Annotated in this window: 16 protein-coding genes; 3 read left to right on the forward strand and 13 right to left on the reverse strand. The window is 30.5% G+C overall.

All coding sequences use genetic code 11. The features are described 5' to 3' along the window. Window positions 1-64 precede the first annotated feature (64 nt). The gene (locus B4J88_RS10850; RefSeq protein WP_280051168.1) at window positions 65-829 is read left to right on the forward strand and encodes an Eco47II family restriction endonuclease; all 765 of its coding nucleotides are present in this window, start codon (window positions 65-67) and stop codon (window positions 827-829) included. On the opposite strand, the gene dcm is transcribed toward B4J88_RS10850, so the two are convergent. Continuing rightward, the gene (gene dcm / locus B4J88_RS10855) at window positions 805-2,043 is read right to left on the reverse strand and encodes a DNA (cytosine-5-)-methyltransferase (protein ID WP_115002090.1); all 1,239 of its coding nucleotides are present in this window, start codon (window positions 2,041-2,043) and stop codon (window positions 805-807) included. The genes B4J88_RS10850 and dcm overlap by 25 nt on opposite strands. A 121-nt stretch (window positions 2,044-2,164) precedes the next feature. Next, a complete protein-coding gene (locus B4J88_RS10860; RefSeq protein ID WP_291067658.1) occupies window positions 2,165-4,549 on the reverse strand; it encodes an outer membrane beta-barrel family protein in 2,385 nt (794 codons plus the stop codon). A 165-nt stretch (window positions 4,550-4,714) separates the two neighbouring features. Here B4J88_RS10860 and B4J88_RS10865 point away from each other — a divergent pair, with 165 nt between their 5' ends. Beyond that, window positions 4,715-5,269, forward strand: a complete 555-nt coding sequence (locus tag B4J88_RS10865) for a DUF4303 domain-containing protein (protein ID WP_084106915.1) — start codon at window positions 4,715-4,717, stop codon at window positions 5,267-5,269. A 38-nt stretch (window positions 5,270-5,307) separates the two neighbouring features. Here B4J88_RS10865 and rpoN read toward each other — a convergent pair whose 3' ends face one another. The 11 genes from rpoN to B4J88_RS10920 form a co-directional block, all read right to left on the reverse strand. Then, window positions 5,308-6,780: an RNA polymerase factor sigma-54 gene (gene rpoN / locus B4J88_RS10870; protein ID WP_135835164.1), complete on the reverse strand. Its 1,473-nt coding sequence runs from the start codon at window positions 6,778-6,780 to the stop codon at window positions 5,308-5,310. Window positions 6,781-6,862: 82 nt separating this feature from the next. Beyond that, window positions 6,863-8,311, reverse strand: a complete 1,449-nt coding sequence (asnS, locus tag B4J88_RS10875) for an asparagine--tRNA ligase (RefSeq protein WP_219034349.1) — start codon at window positions 8,309-8,311, stop codon at window positions 6,863-6,865. A 158-nt stretch (window positions 8,312-8,469) separates the two neighbouring features. After that, window positions 8,470-8,913, reverse strand: a complete 444-nt coding sequence (locus tag B4J88_RS10880; protein WP_038335898.1) for a hypothetical protein — start codon at window positions 8,911-8,913, stop codon at window positions 8,470-8,472. A gap of 58 nt (window positions 8,914-8,971) precedes the next feature. Further along, complete coding sequence (locus B4J88_RS10885) at window positions 8,972-11,383, reverse strand: DUF5686 family protein (RefSeq protein ID WP_291067662.1); 2,412 nt, start codon at window positions 11,381-11,383, stop codon at window positions 8,972-8,974. A gap of 76 nt (window positions 11,384-11,459) precedes the next feature. After that, the gene (gene frr, locus B4J88_RS10890) at window positions 11,460-12,014 is read right to left on the reverse strand and encodes a ribosome recycling factor (RefSeq protein ID WP_115000990.1); all 555 of its coding nucleotides are present in this window, start codon (window positions 12,012-12,014) and stop codon (window positions 11,460-11,462) included. Between the two features lie 8 nt (window positions 12,015-12,022). Then, window positions 12,023-12,733, reverse strand: coding sequence for a UMP kinase (gene pyrH / locus B4J88_RS10895; protein WP_115000992.1), 711 nt, complete (start codon window positions 12,731-12,733; stop codon window positions 12,023-12,025). Between the two features lie 50 nt (window positions 12,734-12,783). Continuing rightward, window positions 12,784-13,551, reverse strand: coding sequence for a TatD family hydrolase (locus B4J88_RS10900; protein WP_038335906.1), 768 nt, complete (start codon window positions 13,549-13,551; stop codon window positions 12,784-12,786). Continuing rightward, window positions 13,541-14,530, reverse strand: a complete 990-nt coding sequence (locus B4J88_RS10905) for a GSCFA domain-containing protein (RefSeq protein WP_052217827.1) — start codon at window positions 14,528-14,530, stop codon at window positions 13,541-13,543. The genes B4J88_RS10900 and B4J88_RS10905 overlap by 11 nt, the downstream gene beginning before the upstream one ends. Window positions 14,531-14,533: 3 nt before the next feature. Further along, entirely contained in the window at window positions 14,534-15,505 is a 972-nt protein-coding gene (locus B4J88_RS10910; protein ID WP_115000998.1) for a polyprenyl synthetase family protein, read from the reverse strand. A gap of 39 nt (window positions 15,506-15,544) precedes the next feature. Then, window positions 15,545-16,042, reverse strand: a complete 498-nt coding sequence (locus tag B4J88_RS10915; RefSeq protein WP_115001000.1) for a hypothetical protein — start codon at window positions 16,040-16,042, stop codon at window positions 15,545-15,547. Next, the gene (locus B4J88_RS10920) at window positions 16,043-17,032 is read right to left on the reverse strand and encodes an LLM class flavin-dependent oxidoreductase (RefSeq protein ID WP_291067663.1); all 990 of its coding nucleotides are present in this window, start codon (window positions 17,030-17,032) and stop codon (window positions 16,043-16,045) included. 504 nt (window positions 17,033-17,536) lie between these two features. Here B4J88_RS10920 and B4J88_RS10925 point away from each other — a divergent pair. Beyond that, window positions 17,537-19,105, forward strand: coding sequence for a transcriptional regulator (locus B4J88_RS10925; protein WP_291067664.1), 1,569 nt, complete (start codon window positions 17,537-17,539; stop codon window positions 19,103-19,105). Window positions 19,106-19,117 lie beyond the last annotated feature (12 nt).

The following is a 19,117-nucleotide window of genomic DNA, read 5'->3' on the forward strand; positions in this document are numbered from 1 at the left end:
CATAATTACATTTTTATATAATCGAATAATTATTCTAACTTAGCAATATTATACAATACTGGTAATGAAAAATAAATATGTAAACTTTATTTCAGATGAGCATTTATTAAATTGCATTGAAAATTTATATAAATCTTATCAAAAGGCTAAAAGCAAAATTTCTAAAAAAAGTTTTTATACAAATAAAGTTGATACAATTAAACTAACCTTTGATTCTAAATTCAATAACATTGATGAAGAAGATTTAATTCAATCAGAAATTCTTAGACAAATAGATAAGTCTATTAATAATTCTATCGGAACTTTTCATGAACAAATTTTAGGTGGAATAAAAGGTTATGAAATTGGAAATTTAAGTGGATTTGATATAAAAGCAAATGATGACACGTTATTTGCAGATATCAAAAACAAACATAATACAATGAATAGCAGTTCTTCGGAAGCTCTTTTTCAAAAATTGGCTCGATATGCAGATGATTACAAGAAAGCTAAATGTTATTGGGTTCAGATTTTAGCGAAAAATAGTTTTAACGAAAATTGGAAAGGCGAAATTAATGGCAAAGAATATAGTCATTCAAGAGTTTTTAAAATCTCTGGAGATCAATTTTATGCTTTACTAACTGGAGAAGAAGATGCTTTCTATCAACTTTATAAAGCGCTTCCTATTGCAATAAATGATTTTTTAGAAACCACAAAAAAAGAACAAAACGAAAATGAAAATTCGGCTTTAGAAGAAATTACTTCAGAAACCGAAAATTCAAAACGTTCTATTCTTGATCAAATTTCCTTTGATAATTATTCTTATTATTCAGGTTTTAATAAACTATAATATTGGTTAAGAAAATTAATTATTGAATAACCAACCTCTTTTCCTAAATTAACGGGAACTGCATTACCAATTTGCTTATATTGTTGTGCCATAGGCCCTGAAAATTCCCATTCATCAGGAAAAGTCTGAATACGAGCATATTCTCTTACTGTAAAAGGGCGAGTTTCATCTGGATGACAACGCTCTGTTTGTTTTTGGGCAGGGCTACATGTTAAGGTTAAACAAGGTTCGTCCCAGCCTATTCTTCTTGCCATTCCTGTTTTTCCTCCACCTAAATAAAAACTTGCTCCCATAAATTCTTTCTGAATTTCAAGAGGTAAATCTCTCCAATAGCCTTTTGGAGGAACTAAATCTAATACACTTTTCTTGCTTTCAGGATATTTAGCTCCAGTAGATTTTGGAACATTACAATCGAACAATTCTCCTTTTTTCAATGCATCAGAAAGATTATATATTTTTTTGTACGGCGTTGGATAGTGATAATCTATTGGAATATCTTTACGAATTCCTACTAAAATTAATCGTTCTCTTTTTTGTGGAACATTATAATTAATTGCTTTCAAAACCTCTACTGGAACTACTTTATACCCAATTTCATCTAAAATTGAAATCATTCCACGTAAAGTATTACCATTATCATGATTCAATAAACCTTTTACATTTTCTCCAATACAAATAGGTGGATTAACTTCTTTTACAGCTCTTGCAAATTCATAAAATAAAGTTCCTCTTGCATCTTCTAAACCAAGTCTTTTTCCTGCGTAACTAAAAGCTTGACAAGGAAATCCTCCTGTTACAACATCAACTTTATTATAATATTCAGAAAAATTAAAATTCTTAATATCACCTTCTAAGACATTCCAATTTGGTCTATTTTTTCTTAAAGTTTCACAAGCGTGTTTATCAATTTCATTTAATGCAACACATTTCAACCCTGCTTTTTCCATACCAATTGCCAAACCTCCAGCTCCAGCAAATAATTCTAAGACATGAAAATCTTGCGTTGGCTTTACAAAATTTGAAACAGTTTCTTCAATATCTGTCTGCAAAAATTCAGCAAACAACGTCTCTACATCTCTTCTCCTATAAACTCTATAATTACTTATAGGTTCTCGAACAGCCGATAACTTCCCTTCTTCATCCCAACGACGAAGTGTTTTTGTACTTTTATTAAGTAATTTCGCTGTTTCTGAAATAGTTAAATATTCACTCATAACCAAATTATACAACATTAGACATTGGTTACAAAATAAAAGAAAAAAAATAGAATTTCAAAGAAAAAATTATAAAAAAACAACCCCAATATCATCGAATATTAGGGTTTAGTTTTAAAAATTATAACCTTCCTTTTTCCGAACTACTTTTTGATTGTTCTATTGTGAATGATTTTCCGAAATTGTATCGAATTCCAACACGATAATAACGAGCGGATTGTCCTGTATAAACAAATTTTGTATCGTTACTAAAACTTTGATCTTGCCAAGCTCTATCTTTAAATACATTGTTTACATTAAACGAAACTTCGAATTTTTTATCCAAAAATAACGCTCTCAAACCAAAAGCTGTACTCCAATTAGCGCGACTTCTTGACATAGCATCAATCGTTTTTGTTGTATAATTTGTGGTATGATTAAATAATAATGTTTTCGATTTATTCAATTCCAAATTATTTGTCAAACGAAATTCTCCATTAAATCCATCCAATACATAATTATATTCTGGAATAATTCCTTTCGTTTTTTTGTAATACAAATCAATCGCTCCATTGACTTTCCACCATTTTACAAGCTTAAAATTTACATTTTCACTAATCCCAAAACTCTCCGAATCAGCATAATTGTATGGAATCCAGTTTTGCGTATTTTCGCTCGGATTTACAACTACAATTTGATTGATTTCATCCGTAGAATTTCTGTAATATAATGTTGTAACTGCCAAATCTTTGTATGCATATTCTAACTCATAATTGTACGAATAAGACGGTTTTAACTTCGGATTTCCTTCGGCAAAAGAATAAGGCGAATAAATGGTACGAAACGGATTCAATTGTCCCATATAAGGTCGCTCAATACGGCGTCCCACATTTATACTTAACGAATGATTTTCAGCTGGTTTATACATCAAATAAGCCGTTGGGAATAGCCCATCATATTTATAGGTATCATGTTGATTTTCTTGCGGAGAAAAACCTTTTGCATCAGTATTTTCGTATCTCAAACCAATTTTTGCAGACCATTTTTCTGAAATATCTTTTTCGATACTCGCATAAAAAGCTAAAATATTTTCGTCATAATAAAAACCATTACTCAACTTTTTATCATAAACAGGCGTTCCAGAAGATGTGTTGTAAAATAAATTATCGCTATTATTTTTCGTCCAACTATAACGTCCACCATAATTTAGTTTCCAAGTATTAACGGGGTGTTCCATATCAATATTCAAACTATAATTATTTGCTTTTTGATCAGACAAACTTTTATTTCCTTGATATTCTGCTGTATTTTCAAGATCATTTGAATCAAAAAATCGGTTAGAAGCTACACTTGTATTATTGTTATTAAAATTAACCCAATCAAAATCAAAGGTTAATTTTTTTCCGATTGTATCCATTTTATAAATGACATGATAATTCAGTGTATTGTATTTCGTGTTTCCTTTGCTCCCATTTCGATCATTCAAAATATAACTCAACAATTCATTTTTATCCAAACTATTTATCGTTGTTTTCGTACCACCAGTTCCTTTTCTATTTCCGGCATATAAATCAACTGTAAAACCAGTCGTCAACTTCTCCGAAATTTTATAATCTAAACCTAATTTTCCGCCAATATTTCTATTTTTACCACTATTTTTTTCCTTTTCTGTCCAAACTTCATTAGTCTTTGTGAAATAAATATCAGATTGTCCAATTCCGTCATATTCTCCAAAACCACCAAAAATATTCGAAACTAATGTCCATTTATTTTTTCGGTAATTAAACGATGCACTATTGTTCCAATATGGTTTGTTATAATGTTGCAATGATGACGACAAACTCCCATTCCACGAGTCTTTTTTACCAGATTTTAATACAATATTTAGAATTCCACTATTTCCTATCGCTTGATATTTCGCTGGCGGATTTGTAATTACTTCTATTTTCTCGATATCATCTGCACGAAGTGTTTTAAGATAATTTGTCAATTGATCGCCAGACATTTCCAACAAACGATCGTCCACCATCACACGCAAAGTACTTTTACCAATTATCGAAACTACATCATTATCAACCTTCACACGAGGCGCCAATTTTAGCAAATCTAACGCATCTCCACCTTTCGCTCCTTCCGCTAAATCTGCATTAAAAACAAGTCGATCAACTTTCTTTTCAATTAATTTTTTCTGACTTTTTACAACTGTTTCATTTAATGTAATGTTTTCAGTTTTTGGAACAATTATTACGCCTAAATCTTGATTTTGTCCACATAAAATCGTTTGTGTATGAAGCAAAACTCCAGCTTCTTCTATTCGAAACGTATAATTTCCTTCGGCTAAATCAACTGTAAAATTTCCTTTATCATCTGTTGAAATTTCATCAATAATTTGATCATCTTTCAGAATAATCACATCAGCCAAACTAACAGACGTTTGATTCGCATATTGCAAGCTTCCTTTATATTGTTGTTGCGCAAAAATCGAGGTCGAGGCAAATAATAAAATTGGTATATATAATTTAGACATATTAGGTTTGTTTACTATAATGACGTGTGAATTGTAGAAAAGTTACATAGAAAATGAATAATAATTGAAGTTGTCTTTAAAAAATAAATTAACAATGATTTAATATTTAAAGAATTTTACTACATTTCAAAAAATAATTACAACTGATTAAAAAAATATAAATGAATGGATTTTAACGAATTAAAAAACAAATTAGTGCAATCAACCAAACAAGCCTTTTTGAAAATTTATAACGAAAATCCTTCACAAGACCTTTACGCTTTTGCCTTGTGCAATAACGACTCTAAAATAGCTATTCATCCTTCTGCAAATTCTGTAGAACATTTGGAAAAAGTTTCGGATGAAGACGATTTTTGTTACTACAAATACGAGCCTTCTGAATGGAAATATGATTATTTAGGAGCTGAAAATTCTTTCCAAGAAATCAATCAAATGTGCAAAGAAATAGTTGATGAACACGATGATGACGAAGATTGGTTTTATCAATTTCAGAATAAAATTAATGAAAAATGTATTGAAGTTTTAGAAGAATTAAAGAATGAAAATTTCTTTTCAAAATTAATCGGTAAAGATATTTTCTTAAATTTTTCTGTGATTGATGATGATTTGAACAAAGAAAAACAACAAAAAATTATTACGCAATTGAATGATAATTCATACAAAGAAGATTATTTTGAATGGATGACAACTTGGGGTAAAAACAAAAAAAGAGCTTTATAAAAAGCTCTTTTTTTGTTTGATAATATGTCTAAAAATTTTTAGATTTCTTTTCTCAATCGTGCAACCGGAATATTTAGTTGTTCACGATATTTTGCAATTGTACGACGAGCAATTGGATAACCTTTTTCTTTTAAAATTTCAGTTAATTTTTCGTCTGTCAAAGGTTTACGTTTGTCTTCATCTGCAATTACATCTTGTAAAATTCGTTTGATTTCGCGCGTCGAAACTTCTTCACCTTCATCATTTGTTAACGATTCTGAGAACAAATCTTTTATCAAAAATGTTCCGTAAGGCGTTGTGACATATTTTGAATTCGCAACACGAGAAACTGTCGAAATATCCATTCCAATTCTGTCTGAAATATCTTTCAAAATCATCGGTTTGATTTTCGTTTCGTCTCCTGTTAAAAAATACTCTTTTTGAAATTTCATAATCGCTTCCATCGTGTACAAAAGCGTATTACGACGTTGCTGAACCGCATCAATAAACCATTTCGCAGAATCTAACTTTTGTTTGACAAACATCACAGCTTCTTTCTGTTGATTCGATTTATTTTCGGTTTTTTTGTATGTATCTAACATTTCTGCAAACGCACTCGAAATTTTCAATTCTGGTACATTACGTCCATTTAACGACAATTCTAAATCGCCATCGTTGATATGAATTGTAAAATCTGGCGTTATTTGCTCTACAATTTTACTACTACTCGAAAATGATTTTCCTGGTTTTGGATTCAAACGTTCAATCTCCGAAATTGCATCACGCAACTCGTCATCATCCGCATCATATTTTGCCATCAATTTAGAATAATGCTTTTTCGTAAATGCATCAAACGATTCTGAAATTAATTTTTCGGCTAATTCTACTGCTTCAGTTTGATTTTTATTTTCTAATTGAATCAATAAACATTCTTGCAAATCACGCGCACCTACTCCAACTGGATCCATTCGTTGAATATAATTAATCAACAAATTTTCAACCTCTTCTGGCGAAGTGTAAATATTTTGCGAGAATGCTAAATCGTCAACCAACGATTTAATATCACGACGCATATAACCGTCATCATCAATATTTCCTAAAATAAATTCAGCAATTTGAAATTGTTCCGAAGTTAATCGATACGTGTATAATTGCGATGTCAAAAACTCGATAAAACTCTCTCCTTGTGCGTAAGGAACAGATTTATCTTCGTCATCATCGCTATAATTATTGGTATATGTTTTATAATTTGGGATGTCGTCATCGCTCAAATAATCATCAATATTGATATCACTTGTATCAATCACTTGTTCGTCGCCAAAGTCATCACTCTGATTATCCCATTCTTCCTGCTCTCCTCCGTAATCTTCGTCATATTCAGAAGATTGATCATCCAAAGCAGGGTTTTCTTCCAACTCTTCCTTTACGCGTTGTTCAAAAGCAACCGTAGGAAGTTGAACCAACTTCATTAATTGGATTTGTTGTGGCGATAGTTTTTGTTGTAATTTTAAATTTAATTCCTGCTTTAACATATTTTGGGTTTTGGCTTATATAAAAAAACGGATTTAGCTTAAAGTTACAATTTTTAAGCATAAATCCGTAAAAATATTTTGATTAAAATTCAGCGTTATTCGGTGTTCTAGGGAAAGGAATCACGTCACGAATGTTACCCATTCCAGTAACGAATAATACCAAACGCTCTAAACCTAAACCGAAACCAGAATGTGGCACAGAACCGAAACGTCTTGTGTCGCGGTACCACCATAATTCTTCTTTATCGATTCCGAATTTTTCCATTTTTTCGTCTAAAACTTCTAAACGTTCTTCACGCTCAGAGCCTCCGATAATTTCTCCGATTCCAGGGAATAAAACGTCCATTGCGCGAACTGTTTTTCCATCGTCATTCATACGCATGTAGAATGCTTTGATTTCTGCTGGATAATCAAATAAAATAACTGGTGTTTTGAAGTGTTTTTCAACTAAATAACGTTCATGTTCAGATTGTAAATCTGCTCCCCAACCTTCAATTGGATATTTGAATTTACCTTTTTTATTTGGTTTAGATTCTTTTAAAATATCAATTGCTTCTGTATAAGTTAAACGAATGAATTTGTTATTTAAAACATATTCTAAACGCTCTATTAATCCTAATTCAGAACGTTCAGCTTCTGGTTTTTGTTTTTGTTCTTTGTCAAAACGTTCAGCTAAGAATTTCAAATCATCTTTACAAGTTTCCATTGCATAAGTGATAACAGATTTCATGAAATCTTCAGCCAAATCCATATTTTGATCTAAACGGAAAAACGCAACTTCTGGCTCAATCATCCAGAATTCAGCTAAGTGACGAGAAGTATTCGAGTTTTCTGCGCGGAAAGTAGGTCCAAATGTATAAATTTTTCCTAATCCCATTGCTGCAGTTTCTCCTTCTAACTGTCCAGAAACCGTTAAGTTAGTCGATTTACCAAAGAAATCTTGTGTATAATCTACTTTACCTTCTTCATTTTTAGGTAAGTTTTCCATATCCAAGTTTGTGATATGAAACATCTCTCCTGCTCCTTCAGCATCAGATCCTGTAATAATTGGCGTGTTGATGTAAACGAATCCATTTTCGTTGAAATACTTGTGAATCCCGAACATTAACGCGTTACGAACACGCATAGTTGCAGCAAAAACATTTGTTCTGAAACGTAAATGTGCTTGCTCACGCAAAATCTCTAAACTGTGTTGTTTTGGTTGTAAAATTGTTCCTTTTAAATCATCAGATGGCGCAGTTCCTAAAATTTTGATTTCTTTCGCAACAATTTCAATCTCTTGACCAGCTCCTTCACTTTCTACCACTTCTCCTTTTACTTGTAAAGAAGCTGCTGTAGAAATTTGTTTTATAATTGATTCGTCAAAATTTTCGAAATCTACTACTACTTGAATATTATTAATTGTAGAACCGTCATTCAACGCGATGAAACGATTACTTCTGAACGATCTTACCCATCCATTTACAACTACTTCCTGTAGCAACAAATCCTTGCCTTTTTCTAATAAGGCTTTAATTCCGTACGATTGCATAATTTTTTAATTTATCCTTACAAATTTAGTTATTATTTAAAGTTATAAAAATTATAGGCATAATTTTTGCGAATATTTTTCAACCAACCTAAAAATCCTTTACAATTTCAATGAAAATGTAAAGGATTTTTGATTTTAGTTTATTTTTTGAAGTAAAATTATTCTATTTTTCTAGATTCAAAACGCAAAAGAATTTCATTTATTCTTTGAATAAGATCTTTATCAGAATTATTATCTTGAACTAAATAATCTACATAATTTTTTAATTCATGGAATTGACTCTCTGTTTTGATAAAACCTTTTTCAACTAATTTTTTAATTCTTTTGAAATATGATTCAAAAATATCAATTTCATAATGTGTTGTTTGCTTTAAATATTTATTAAAACCAAAATCTCTATCTTCTATAAAATCAGACGTTAAATCTTTAAACCAGTTTTTTAAAATAGTTAATTTTCTTTTTGAATAATACTCCTCTGTTTGAATTTTTAAACGAATAAATTCATCTTTCATTTCATTATTAAACGCAAGATGAACAATATAATAATCTAAAGTCGCAAGTACTAAATCTCTATATTTTTTAAGTTCAAACTCTTTATTCATAAATTTAAATCAATATATACGATTCTGAAACGAGTCCAGAATGACAAAATCTAAATACCTACAAAAAATTCAAATTTACAGTTAATTTTAAATAGAAATTATCTTGGAATTTTTCTTCTGAATAAGCACCTAAACGGTAAAATGCTCCCAATCCAAATGTTTTGAAAATTAAATTATTTACTTCAACTCCTGTTTCGTGGTAATAATGATTCAATGTTTTGAAATCTAAATTTTGATGATCTGTTTTATCTTTCATATCACCTAAAACTCCACGGTAAACGAATTGTGGGAAAATAATTTTGTTTCCGACTTTAACGCCAGCAAAAATATGTTTCAATTGAAAGGATACAAATCGATCCGAATAAAATTCTCCAGGACGCATTGTTTCGAAATTTGTTAAACCTCCTACTCCAAAGTTTGCAAAATCATTGCGTTTTGCGTTTCCTTGTCCTTCGAACAAGTTCATCAACGGCATTTTTCCTTCAACCCAACCCGCATTTACATTGAAATTTGTTTTACCAACTCGCGTATCGAACACATCAAAATAAGAAATATTGAAACGAAGTGGATCATAATCAGAATTGAAAATATCCCAATATTTCGTCAACATTGCATAGAAAACAGATTTCCCGCTATTCACCGTCACTTTTCCGTAAGGCGTGCGGATAAACTTGTCTTTTGGTGCAAAACGGATCGCTAATTGCGTATTATACAAATCGTACCAACCTATATTATTCAGGAAAGAATAATCAAATTCTGCTTGTTGTTTTTCATAATTTGCCGAAATATTGAAGGTTACATTCTTAAAAATATCTTGCTCATATCCAAAAGAATAATGTTTATACGAAAAATATTCGTGATTATAAATATTACTAAAAGCTCCAGAAATTAGACGTGTATAATTCGATTGTAATAAAATTGGCGTTTTCCCAGAAGCCGAAACATCTTGCGAGTATTTTGCAAAAATTCGACCCGAATAAGGTTTGTTTACATAATAATCTCCACCAAATCCAAACTTAAATGTTTCATCTTTGAAACCATAAGCTGAATAAGCATTCAATGAATATTTATCGCTCCAATTTTCATTTGTATTAAACGCAGCACCAAGTCTGAAACCCTCGTAATCATTGAAAGCTAAAATTTTCGTCAAGTCTAAATCAACTTTTCCTAACGATAATTTTCCACCAGAATTGATGATTCGCGTCAATTTCATTTGACGTTCTAACTTATATTTATCGCCAATACTATCGATTGTCGTGTATGTATTTCGCTCTTTGTTCGATAATGATGAATCGCGATAATCTTCCATCACATTGTCCCATTTCTTTTCATTCATATTTTGAAAAGAAATTTCGTCTTCGTAACCTAAAAATTCGTTGCGTTTGAAATGAGCTGGATTCTGAATATCCTTGAAAGTAGTTTCGAGATTAATCCAAATTTTTTCTTTTTTATCAATAAAATCATCGTCGGCTAATTTCTCAGTAATCTTGAAATTACCAGCTTCCATGCGATATTTTTGTTGATTTGGAATCCAAGTTCCATTATTCAATTTCCAATCTGCTTCTAATTCTGCAACATAATTTGAAATTGTATTTTCTGCTTCAATTTTAATTAATGCATATGTTCTATCATCAATCCAAAGTGTTCCTTTAATTTGTCTTTTGTCCGTTTTAATCGATGGAAAAAAGCTAATAACAGCCGTTTTTCGTCCATCAATAAAAATATCTTCTTTGAAACCATAACGGTAATGCGAAAGACCTTCGCGACTTACTGGATTGATAATTCCTTTGAAGAAAAAATTGATTTTATCTTGATCAAAATTGAACGCAATTGGTTGCATCGCTAAATATTCGTACAAAGGCGAACGCATTCCAGAAATACGAGAAGATTGTACAATATTTTTTAGTCCAAAACGCTTCGAAACTTTATGATCCATTGCACGTTCTCCTAAAAATAAATGACTATTGTCTAACAATTTTTTCCATTGATTATTGACAGAATCTTTGTGATTTTGAGGTTGAATGATAAACGGAATCGAATCGTTATTTACTGTACTCCAAAATTTTGTGTATGATTTTAGGAAAATATTTCCGCCATTTCTGATTGTATTTTTGGATTGATTGCGAATTGCTTTGATAATCAAATTACGACCAACAGAATCATTTGTCGTAAAACTAACCTCATCCAAACTAATGAAAGAAGGTTTCATCATAATTTCGACCAACTTTTTACCATCAGTCTGAATACTTTCCGAGAAATATCCATTCTTGATTACATCAATAAAATGAACAGAATCATTGATATTCAATTCTCCTAATTCGTCGGTTTGACCAAGGAATTGTTTGGTATCGCTGTAAACATTGGCACCTGTTAAACGAAATTCGTCTTGAGCATCGAATACTCTTACTTTAATTTGAGCAAATGTGGCAATTGAGATACAGAAATTTAGCAGGAATATATAATTCTTCATCGTTTGAAATTGATTATGCAAATAAATAAAAAAAGCAGCGAAACGCTGCCTTAAAATATTTTTTTTTCAAGAAAGATTAAACTTTCATGATTTCAGCTTCTTTTTTCGTTAAAGCTTCTTCTAATTTCTTAGAAAACTTGTCTGTTAATCCTTGTACACGTGTTTCGTAATCTTTTACCATGTCTTCAGAAGCTTCTTTTACAGCTTTCAATGCTTTATTGGCATCTTGGCGTGCATTACGAAGTGAAATTTTAGCAGTTTCCATGTCCGATTTGGCCATTTTCACTAACTCTTTACGACGTTCTTCTGTTACTGGAGGAATACTGATAATAATTGTATCTCCATTGTTAGAAGGTGCAAAACCTAAATTAGCATTGATGATTGCTTTTTCGATTTCGTGAATTAAATTTCTCTCGTATGGTTGAATGCTCAATGTCATTGCATCTGGTGTATTTACATTTGCAATTTGAGTTAACGGAGATAAACTTCCGTAGTAATCAACACGAACTGAACTTAACATTGCAGGAGTAGCTTTACCTGCTCTTAATTTGTCGAATGCAACCTCTAAGTGACTTACAGTTCCCTGCATTTGCTCCTTAGCCGTTTCTAAAATAATATCTAATTCTTCCATTTCGGGATTTATTTATTTGTTACTAGAGTACCTACGTTATCTCCTAAAATTAATTTTTTCAAGTTACCATCTGTATTCATATCAAATACAATAATAGGTAAATTATTTTCCTCACTCAAAGTAAAAGCTGTCATATCCATTACTTTTAAGTTTTTATCGTAAACTTCTTGATAAGAAATTGTTTCGAATTTCTCTGCTGTTGGATCTTTTTCTGGATCTGCAGTATAGATTCCATCAACACGAGTTCCTTTCAAAATAACATCAGCTTGTGTTTCAATTGCTCTCAAAACCGCTGCTGTATCTGTTGTAAAATATGGATTTCCTGTTCCTGCACCAAAAATTACGACACGACCTTTTTCTAAATGACGTGTTGCTCTTCTTTTGATAAATGGTTCTGCGATTTGCTCCATACGGATAGCCGTTTGTAAACGCGTATTAACGCCAGCATCTTCCAAAGCTCCTTGCAATGCCATACTGTTAATCACAGTTGCTAACATTCCCATATAATCTCCTTGTACACGATCCATACCAGAAGCAACACCTTGTACACCTCTAAAAATATTACCACCTCCGATTACGATTGCCACTTCGCAACCAAGTTCTGCAACTTCTCTAATTTGTTGCGCATATTGTTTCAGCATATTTGGATCGATACCATATTGTAAATCTCCCATTAATGCTTCACCACTCAATTTAAGTAATATTCTTTTGTATTTCATCTTGTCAAAGGTTTTCTTTTGCAAATATAATTTTTCTATTCTGATTTATCCTAACGTTCGAAAATGTCAAACGCATTTTTTGTTGTAATTGCTGCAATTTCAGCTGGTGTTTGATGGTAAATATCAACCAACTTATCGCAAACATGTGTCAAATAACTACTTTCATTTCGTTTTCCGCGAAACGGAACTGGAGCTAAATAAGGTGAATCTGTTTCGAGAACGATATGTTTGATATCAAAATCACCTAAAAATTGATCTATTTTACCATTTTTGAAGGTTACAACTCCACCAATTCCTAATTTCAGATTGAAATCAATTGCGCGTTGTGCATCTTCTTTTGTTCCTGAAAAACAATGAAAAATTCCGAATAATTTTTCATCTTTTACTTCTTCTAACACTTCAAAAACTTCGTTGAAAGCATCTCGACAATGAATGACAATTGGTAAATTCTTTTCTTTTGCCCATTCAATTTGCATTTTGAAAGCATCTTGTTGCGTTTGTAAAAATTCTTTTTCCCAATACAAATCAATTCCGATTTCGCCAATTGCTTTAAATGGTCGTTTATCAATCCATTCGCGCACATGAGTCAATTCGTCTTCTATTGTATCTGGATGAACCGAACACGGATGCAAACCCATCATCGCAAACATCGAATCTTGGTGTGCAGTTTCTAACGCCAACATTTTGTCCGTGTAACTTTTATCAATTGCAGGCAAATAAAATCGCTCTACTCCATTTTGCTTTGCTCGCGCAATTACTTCATCTATATCATTCTCAAATTGCTCCGAATATAGATGTGTATGTGTATCAATTAACATGTTTTATTTTTGATTTCAAAAGTTCTTTTTCAGCTAAAAAATCAAGTTGATTTCCTTTTTCTAATTCATTCATCAATGCAATCGTTTTTACTAAAAATTGTTGATGATTTTCTGATTCTTCATTAAAAGGGCGATGATTAATCGCTGAAATAACTTTGTTTATTTTTTGAATAATTGTTTGCGTTGATTGTTCGAAATACGTTTCTGAAAACTTTTCCCAAATGTAATCAACGGCTTGTTTCGATGGATGAATCAAATCTTCTTTGAAAAAACGATAATCTCTCAAATCATCCAAAACTAATTCATATGACGGGAAATATTCAACTTGATTATTTTGAAGACTTAATTGATATAAAGCATCCAACAATCTAGCTTTACTTACATTATTTTCGATCATTCCATCTTTTGTATGACGAACAGGACTAACTGTTGTAATGATGCGAATAGTTGGATTAATTTTCTTCAAATCTGAAACAATCAATTCCAACGATTTTAGATTATCTTCTGTTGTTAATAATCTTTTTTCAAATTGTTTTGCCTCAACTTTATGACAATTCGCGACAATTTGATTTGAAGTTTTCCATTCATAAATCCACGATGTTCCCAATGTAATCATCAACACATCACAAGAATGAATGTAATCATGAACCTGATTGATTGTTGAATTTAATTCCTCTAAAACAGCTTCTTTCGTCAACGCATTAAACGACGAATGTACATCGAAACAGAAAAATTCTTCTCCGTTTTGATGTACATCAGTTATTGTAAAATATTTTTTATGAATGCTTCTTTCTATTAAATTTTGAATGGAATGTGAATTAAAAATCACTCCAAATGGATTAATTAATCCGTCAAACTTTAAATCGGTCAAACGCTTTCCAATTTCATCTGAAAAACAAGAGCCTATCGTCAATATTTTGTGTTGATGATTGAGTTTAAAATCAGAAGATTGAATTTGAAAAGTCGTTCGAAATTGCATTTTTTATCCTTGTCGATCAATTAAAACTTCGCTTAACTCTCTCAAATAAGATTTACGTTCTTCTGGAACATCAATTTGATCCAAATAGCTGTGCGCTTTATTCGTATATTCTCTAATTAACGTTGAAAGTTTACGGTTAACATTCAGTTTTCTGAATAATTTTTCTACCGCATATACCTTATCGATATTATCTGTATTTGAGCTATACCAATATAATAATTCCTCTTTTTCTTCTTCGTTTGCCGCTTCTAAAGCAGAAATGTAAAGAATCGTTTTCTTATTCTCGAAAATATCTCCAGCGTGTTTTTTACCTAAATGTTCAAGGCTACCAAAAACATCCAAATAATCATCTTTCAATTGATACGCGATTCCTAAATTCAAACCATATTGGTACAATTTATCTGAATCCTCCTCCGAAGCATTTCCAATCATTGCGCCTAATTTCAAAGCACAACCAAGTAAAACACTCGTTTTTAGAGAAATCATTTTGATGTAATCTTCGTATGAAACATTCAATTTTGTTTCATAATTCACATCCAATTGCTGTCCTTCACAAACTTCTAAAGCAGTTTTAGAAAATAATCTTGTCGAACGTTTAAATAATTCTGGTTCTAAATCTTCTAAATATTGATATGCTTTTACCAACATCGCATCACCAGAAAGAATCGCTGTATTTAATCCAAATTTTTCGTGAACTGTTGGTTTACTTCTTCTTAATGAAGCATTGTCCATAATATCGTCGTGCATCAACGAAAAATTATGAAAAAACTCAATCGCTAACGAAGGTTTCAACGCTTTTTCAACTTCACCATCAAACAAATCAGTTCCCAATAAAGTCAAAATTGGACGAATTCTTTTACCACCAATATTCAAAATATAATCCATCGGTTCGTATAATTCTTCTGGATTTTTAGAAAATGGATTTTTATCGATTGTTTCGGCAATTAATTCGTGAAATTTATCAAATGAGTACATAGTTTGATTTTTGTAAAAATTAAGTTTTGGCAAATATAACTAAGAATGATTGATTTTGGGTTGTTTTCTTTTATTTTTGATTGAACCTAAAAATTCGTTTCCGACAATCAAATACAAAAGAATTTGACCAATAATCGCCGCAATAAAATAAGGATGACCTTTTTGTAAAACAATCTCAGCACTTTGCAGCAAAGGAATTGTCCAAAAATAAGTGGAAACAATTACTAAAAGCAACGCATTAAGCCTAAAAATCCAGATTTTATTCATTTTATATGTTCCGAAATGGATAAATAAAGCGCCCAAAAAAGTATAAGCCAATACCTCAAAAAATTCATTCAGCACAAATTGTTCTCTAAATAAGCCAAAAATATCTTTGTGACTTACAAACAAAAATTCTTCAGGAACAAGATAACTCCAATGGTTTGCAATAAAAAATAAAACAAGATTTAGCATCAAAACAATCGTCAATTGATCTTTGAATTGATCAACAAACATTGAATAATACTTGAACTTTGAGATTGATTTCTTTGATTTCATTTAACGAAATAATTCACTTACAATTTGATACGATTTTCGTTTTGCTTTTTGATCAAAAACATTCGTAGAAACCATAATTTCATCAATTTTAGATTCAAAAATAAATTCATCTAAACTCTGCGCCAAAGCACCTTTACTTCCAATAAAAGACAAAGCTGTCATTCCTTTTAGCATATATTTTTGCTCAGGCGAAGCCAATTCTAATTGTGTTTTTTCGGGTGGAACAATTGGTTGGCGTTTATCGGTAATAATATTCAAAAATCCTTGGTACATCGACATCGATAAATAATGCGCTTCTTCGTCTGTATTCGCCGCAATTACATTGACACAAGCAATCGTATAAGGTTCTTGCAAAAATTCTGAAGGTTGAAATTGAGAACGATAAATCTCTACCGCATTATAAAATTGTTGTGGCGCAAAATGCCCCGCAAATGCATAAGGTAAACCTAATTTAGCCGCCAAAAAAGCCGAATCTGTACTTGATCCCAAAATATAAATCGGCACATTTGCTCCTTCTCCAGGAATCGCACGCACTTTACTTTCTTTATTATCTAAACTAAAATAGTTTTGTAGATTTTTGATTTCAGCTTCAAAATCGTAATTCATAAAATTATCACCACGACGTAAAATTGAAGCCGTTAATTGATCTGTTCCTGGCGCACGACCTAAACCTAAATCAATACGATTTGGATAAAGTCCATCTAATGTTCCAAACTGTTCTGCAACTGATAAAGCAGTATGATTAGGTAACATGATTCCTCCCGAACCAACTTTAATTCTTGAAGTTCCATTTGCTACATAACCTATTAATAAAGAAGTTGCCGCACTCGCAACATTTTGCATATTATGATGTTCGGATAGCCAATAACGACTATACCCTATTTCGTCGACAAATTTTGCGTTATCTAACGTGTTTTTGAACGTTTGATTTAATGTATCTCCTTCTCTTACATAAGCCAAATCCAACACCGAGTAATTTATTTTTCTCATCCGTTCTTTTCTAATTAAAATATGAAACTAAATTACAAAGAAAAAATTTAAAAAAAATTCCCCCATAATATACATTATAGAGGAGATAAATTTGATAATTGGATTTATAAATAGGTTTAAGTAGTTGAGAGCGTTTAGTTTTTAATTAATAGTTTGATGATAGATTAGTAATCTTTCGAAATACATAATTCAAAAATAGATTATAAATCAAAAAAAATTATATTTTCAGGGGGGACAATTGAGGGGACAAATTACATTTAATTCATTTTCAATTATTTATCCTTTACAAAAAAAGGATAAAATATTTTAAGATTATCTAAAATAAACTAAATATTAAAATTATATTTGAAAAAAAATATGCTCAAGTCCTCTATATTTTTTACTTTTTTACTAAACCTAATACTTTTATTCTCATCATTTGAATCATTTCATACTGTATATGATGATCAAATTGCATTAGAAAAAATCATATTTCAAAATAGAGATGTTGAAGATTCGTTACAATTGCAACTTAATTTTAATGAAATTAATCGTCAATCGACTTCTAATTTTAAACAAAAAAATCAAATTATTTATCAAGTATTATTAGCAAATATTTATGCTCAAAACTATGATAAGTTAAATGTAAAAAGCGAATCATTATATAATTCCGCATTAAAAAAGGCTAAAAAATTAGATTCGAACATTCAGATTTGGGTGAATACACAATTCGGATTCTATTTTTATAATTTCAGTCAATATCAAAATGCTTATCCATATTTTATGGAAGCTTCGAAACTTATCGACTTGACAGAAGATGAGAAAATTTTGTCTAAAAGTGATGTTTACAAAAAAAACGCATTTTACTTTATGAACGTTAAAGAGTATGATAAAAGTGAGAAATATCTTTTGTTGGCATTAAAATATACGGAGAAAAATGATAATGAATATGGTACAATTCTGAATGCGATTGGTCATGTTTTTATGAATAAAAATAATATTAATAAAGCAAATAATTACTTCGAATTAACAAAAGAATATGCAATTCAAAATAAGGACGAAATTCGATATGCAAAAGCTTTAGGTGATATTGCCTCTATAAATATTCTCAACAAACAGTACGATTTAGCGATTGATAATTTGAAAAAAGATATTGAAATTTCTAAAAAATTAAAAAACGCTCGAAATTTAATGTATGCTAATATTCAATTGGGAAAATTGTACTTGGAATTAAATCGAATTGATGATGCTAAAATAATTTTGAATGAAGCAAAAGAATATGCTTCTCAGAAAATTTATTTGAACAGTTTTGAATATGACATTTATAAAATCTTATTAGAAATTGCTGTAAAAAACAATAATATCAATGAGGAGTTAATTAGCCGAAGAAAATTGGATGAATTGGAATTAGAGTTGCAAAAAACAGATGGTCAAAATGTGATTAATGAAATTAATTGGAAAATTCAACAAGATAATTTCAACTTTAAATTTGAAGCAGAAAAAGCAGAACAAGAGAAAACAACCATCCTAAAAAATGCATTATTTCTTATTTCTTTTCTATTAATCATCATCATTTTAGTGGTAATAATTTCTTATCGTAGAAAAATAAAAATACAAAATTCCACATACGATAATAAAATATTATCTATTCAAAATGAAAAACTTAAGTCTGAAAATAAATTAAATAAAACCGCTCAAACTTTAGAATCTTATAAAACTTATTTGTCTGAAAAGAATAAACAAATAGTTACATTAAAAAATGAAATCAATTCTATTTCCAATTCAAGTACCATAAACAAAGAAAAACAATATAATGAATTAGTTAATCTCTTAGATTCGCATTTAATGACAGACGAAAGTTGGGGAAATTTCAAAAATATTTTTGCTCATGAACAAAACGATTTTGTAAAATATCTTTCTCAAAATTTTCCATCTTTAACCGAATCTAATTTGAGAACTATTTATTTGTTAAAATTAGGCTTGAACAATTTAGAAATTTCGCAAATCTTAGGAATTTCGGCTGATTCAGTCAAAAAAGCGAAACAACGCTTAAAAAAGAAATATAAAAATTTTGATCAAATTTTTCAAGATTAAGAAAATAGGAGA

Source organism: Empedobacter sp. UBA5036 (assembly GCF_002415215.1).
Taxonomy (GTDB): domain Bacteria; phylum Bacteroidota; class Bacteroidia; order Flavobacteriales; family Weeksellaceae; genus Empedobacter; species Empedobacter falsenii_B.

What these genes read in the sequence shown, in the direction of transcription:
- B4J88_RS10850 (WP_280051168.1), top strand. Translation starts at nt 65, where the DNA reads ATGAAAAATAAATATGTAAACTTTATTTCAGATGAGCATTTATTAAAT.
- dcm (WP_115002090.1), bottom strand. Translation starts at nt 2,043, where the DNA reads ATGAGTGAATATTTAACTATTTCAGAAACAGCGAAATTACTTAATAAA.
- B4J88_RS10860 (WP_291067658.1), bottom strand. Translation starts at nt 4,549, where the DNA reads ATGTCTAAATTATATATACCAATTTTATTATTTGCCTCGACCTCGATT.
- B4J88_RS10865 (WP_084106915.1), top strand. Translation starts at nt 4,715, where the DNA reads ATGGATTTTAACGAATTAAAAAACAAATTAGTGCAATCAACCAAACAA.
- rpoN (WP_135835164.1), bottom strand. Translation starts at nt 6,780, where the DNA reads ATGTTAAAGCAGGAATTAAATTTAAAATTACAACAAAAACTATCGCCA.
- asnS (WP_219034349.1), bottom strand. Translation starts at nt 8,311, where the DNA reads ATGCAATCGTACGGAATTAAAGCCTTATTAGAAAAAGGCAAGGATTTG.
- B4J88_RS10880 (WP_038335898.1), bottom strand. Translation starts at nt 8,913, where the DNA reads ATGAATAAAGAGTTTGAACTTAAAAAATATAGAGATTTAGTACTTGCG.
- B4J88_RS10885 (WP_291067662.1), bottom strand. Translation starts at nt 11,383, where the DNA reads ATGAAGAATTATATATTCCTGCTAAATTTCTGTATCTCAATTGCCACA.
- frr (WP_115000990.1), bottom strand. Translation starts at nt 12,014, where the DNA reads ATGGAAGAATTAGATATTATTTTAGAAACGGCTAAGGAGCAAATGCAG.
- pyrH (WP_115000992.1), bottom strand. Translation starts at nt 12,733, where the DNA reads ATGAAATACAAAAGAATATTACTTAAATTGAGTGGTGAAGCATTAATG.
- B4J88_RS10900 (WP_038335906.1), bottom strand. Translation starts at nt 13,551, where the DNA reads ATGTTAATTGATACACATACACATCTATATTCGGAGCAATTTGAGAAT.
- B4J88_RS10905 (WP_052217827.1), bottom strand. Translation starts at nt 14,530, where the DNA reads ATGCAATTTCGAACGACTTTTCAAATTCAATCTTCTGATTTTAAACTC.
- B4J88_RS10910 (WP_115000998.1), bottom strand. Translation starts at nt 15,505, where the DNA reads ATGTACTCATTTGATAAATTTCACGAATTAATTGCCGAAACAATCGAT.
- B4J88_RS10915 (WP_115001000.1), bottom strand. Translation starts at nt 16,042, where the DNA reads ATGAAATCAAAGAAATCAATCTCAAAGTTCAAGTATTATTCAATGTTT.
- B4J88_RS10920 (WP_291067663.1), bottom strand. Translation starts at nt 17,032, where the DNA reads ATGAGAAAAATAAATTACTCGGTGTTGGATTTGGCTTATGTAAGAGAA.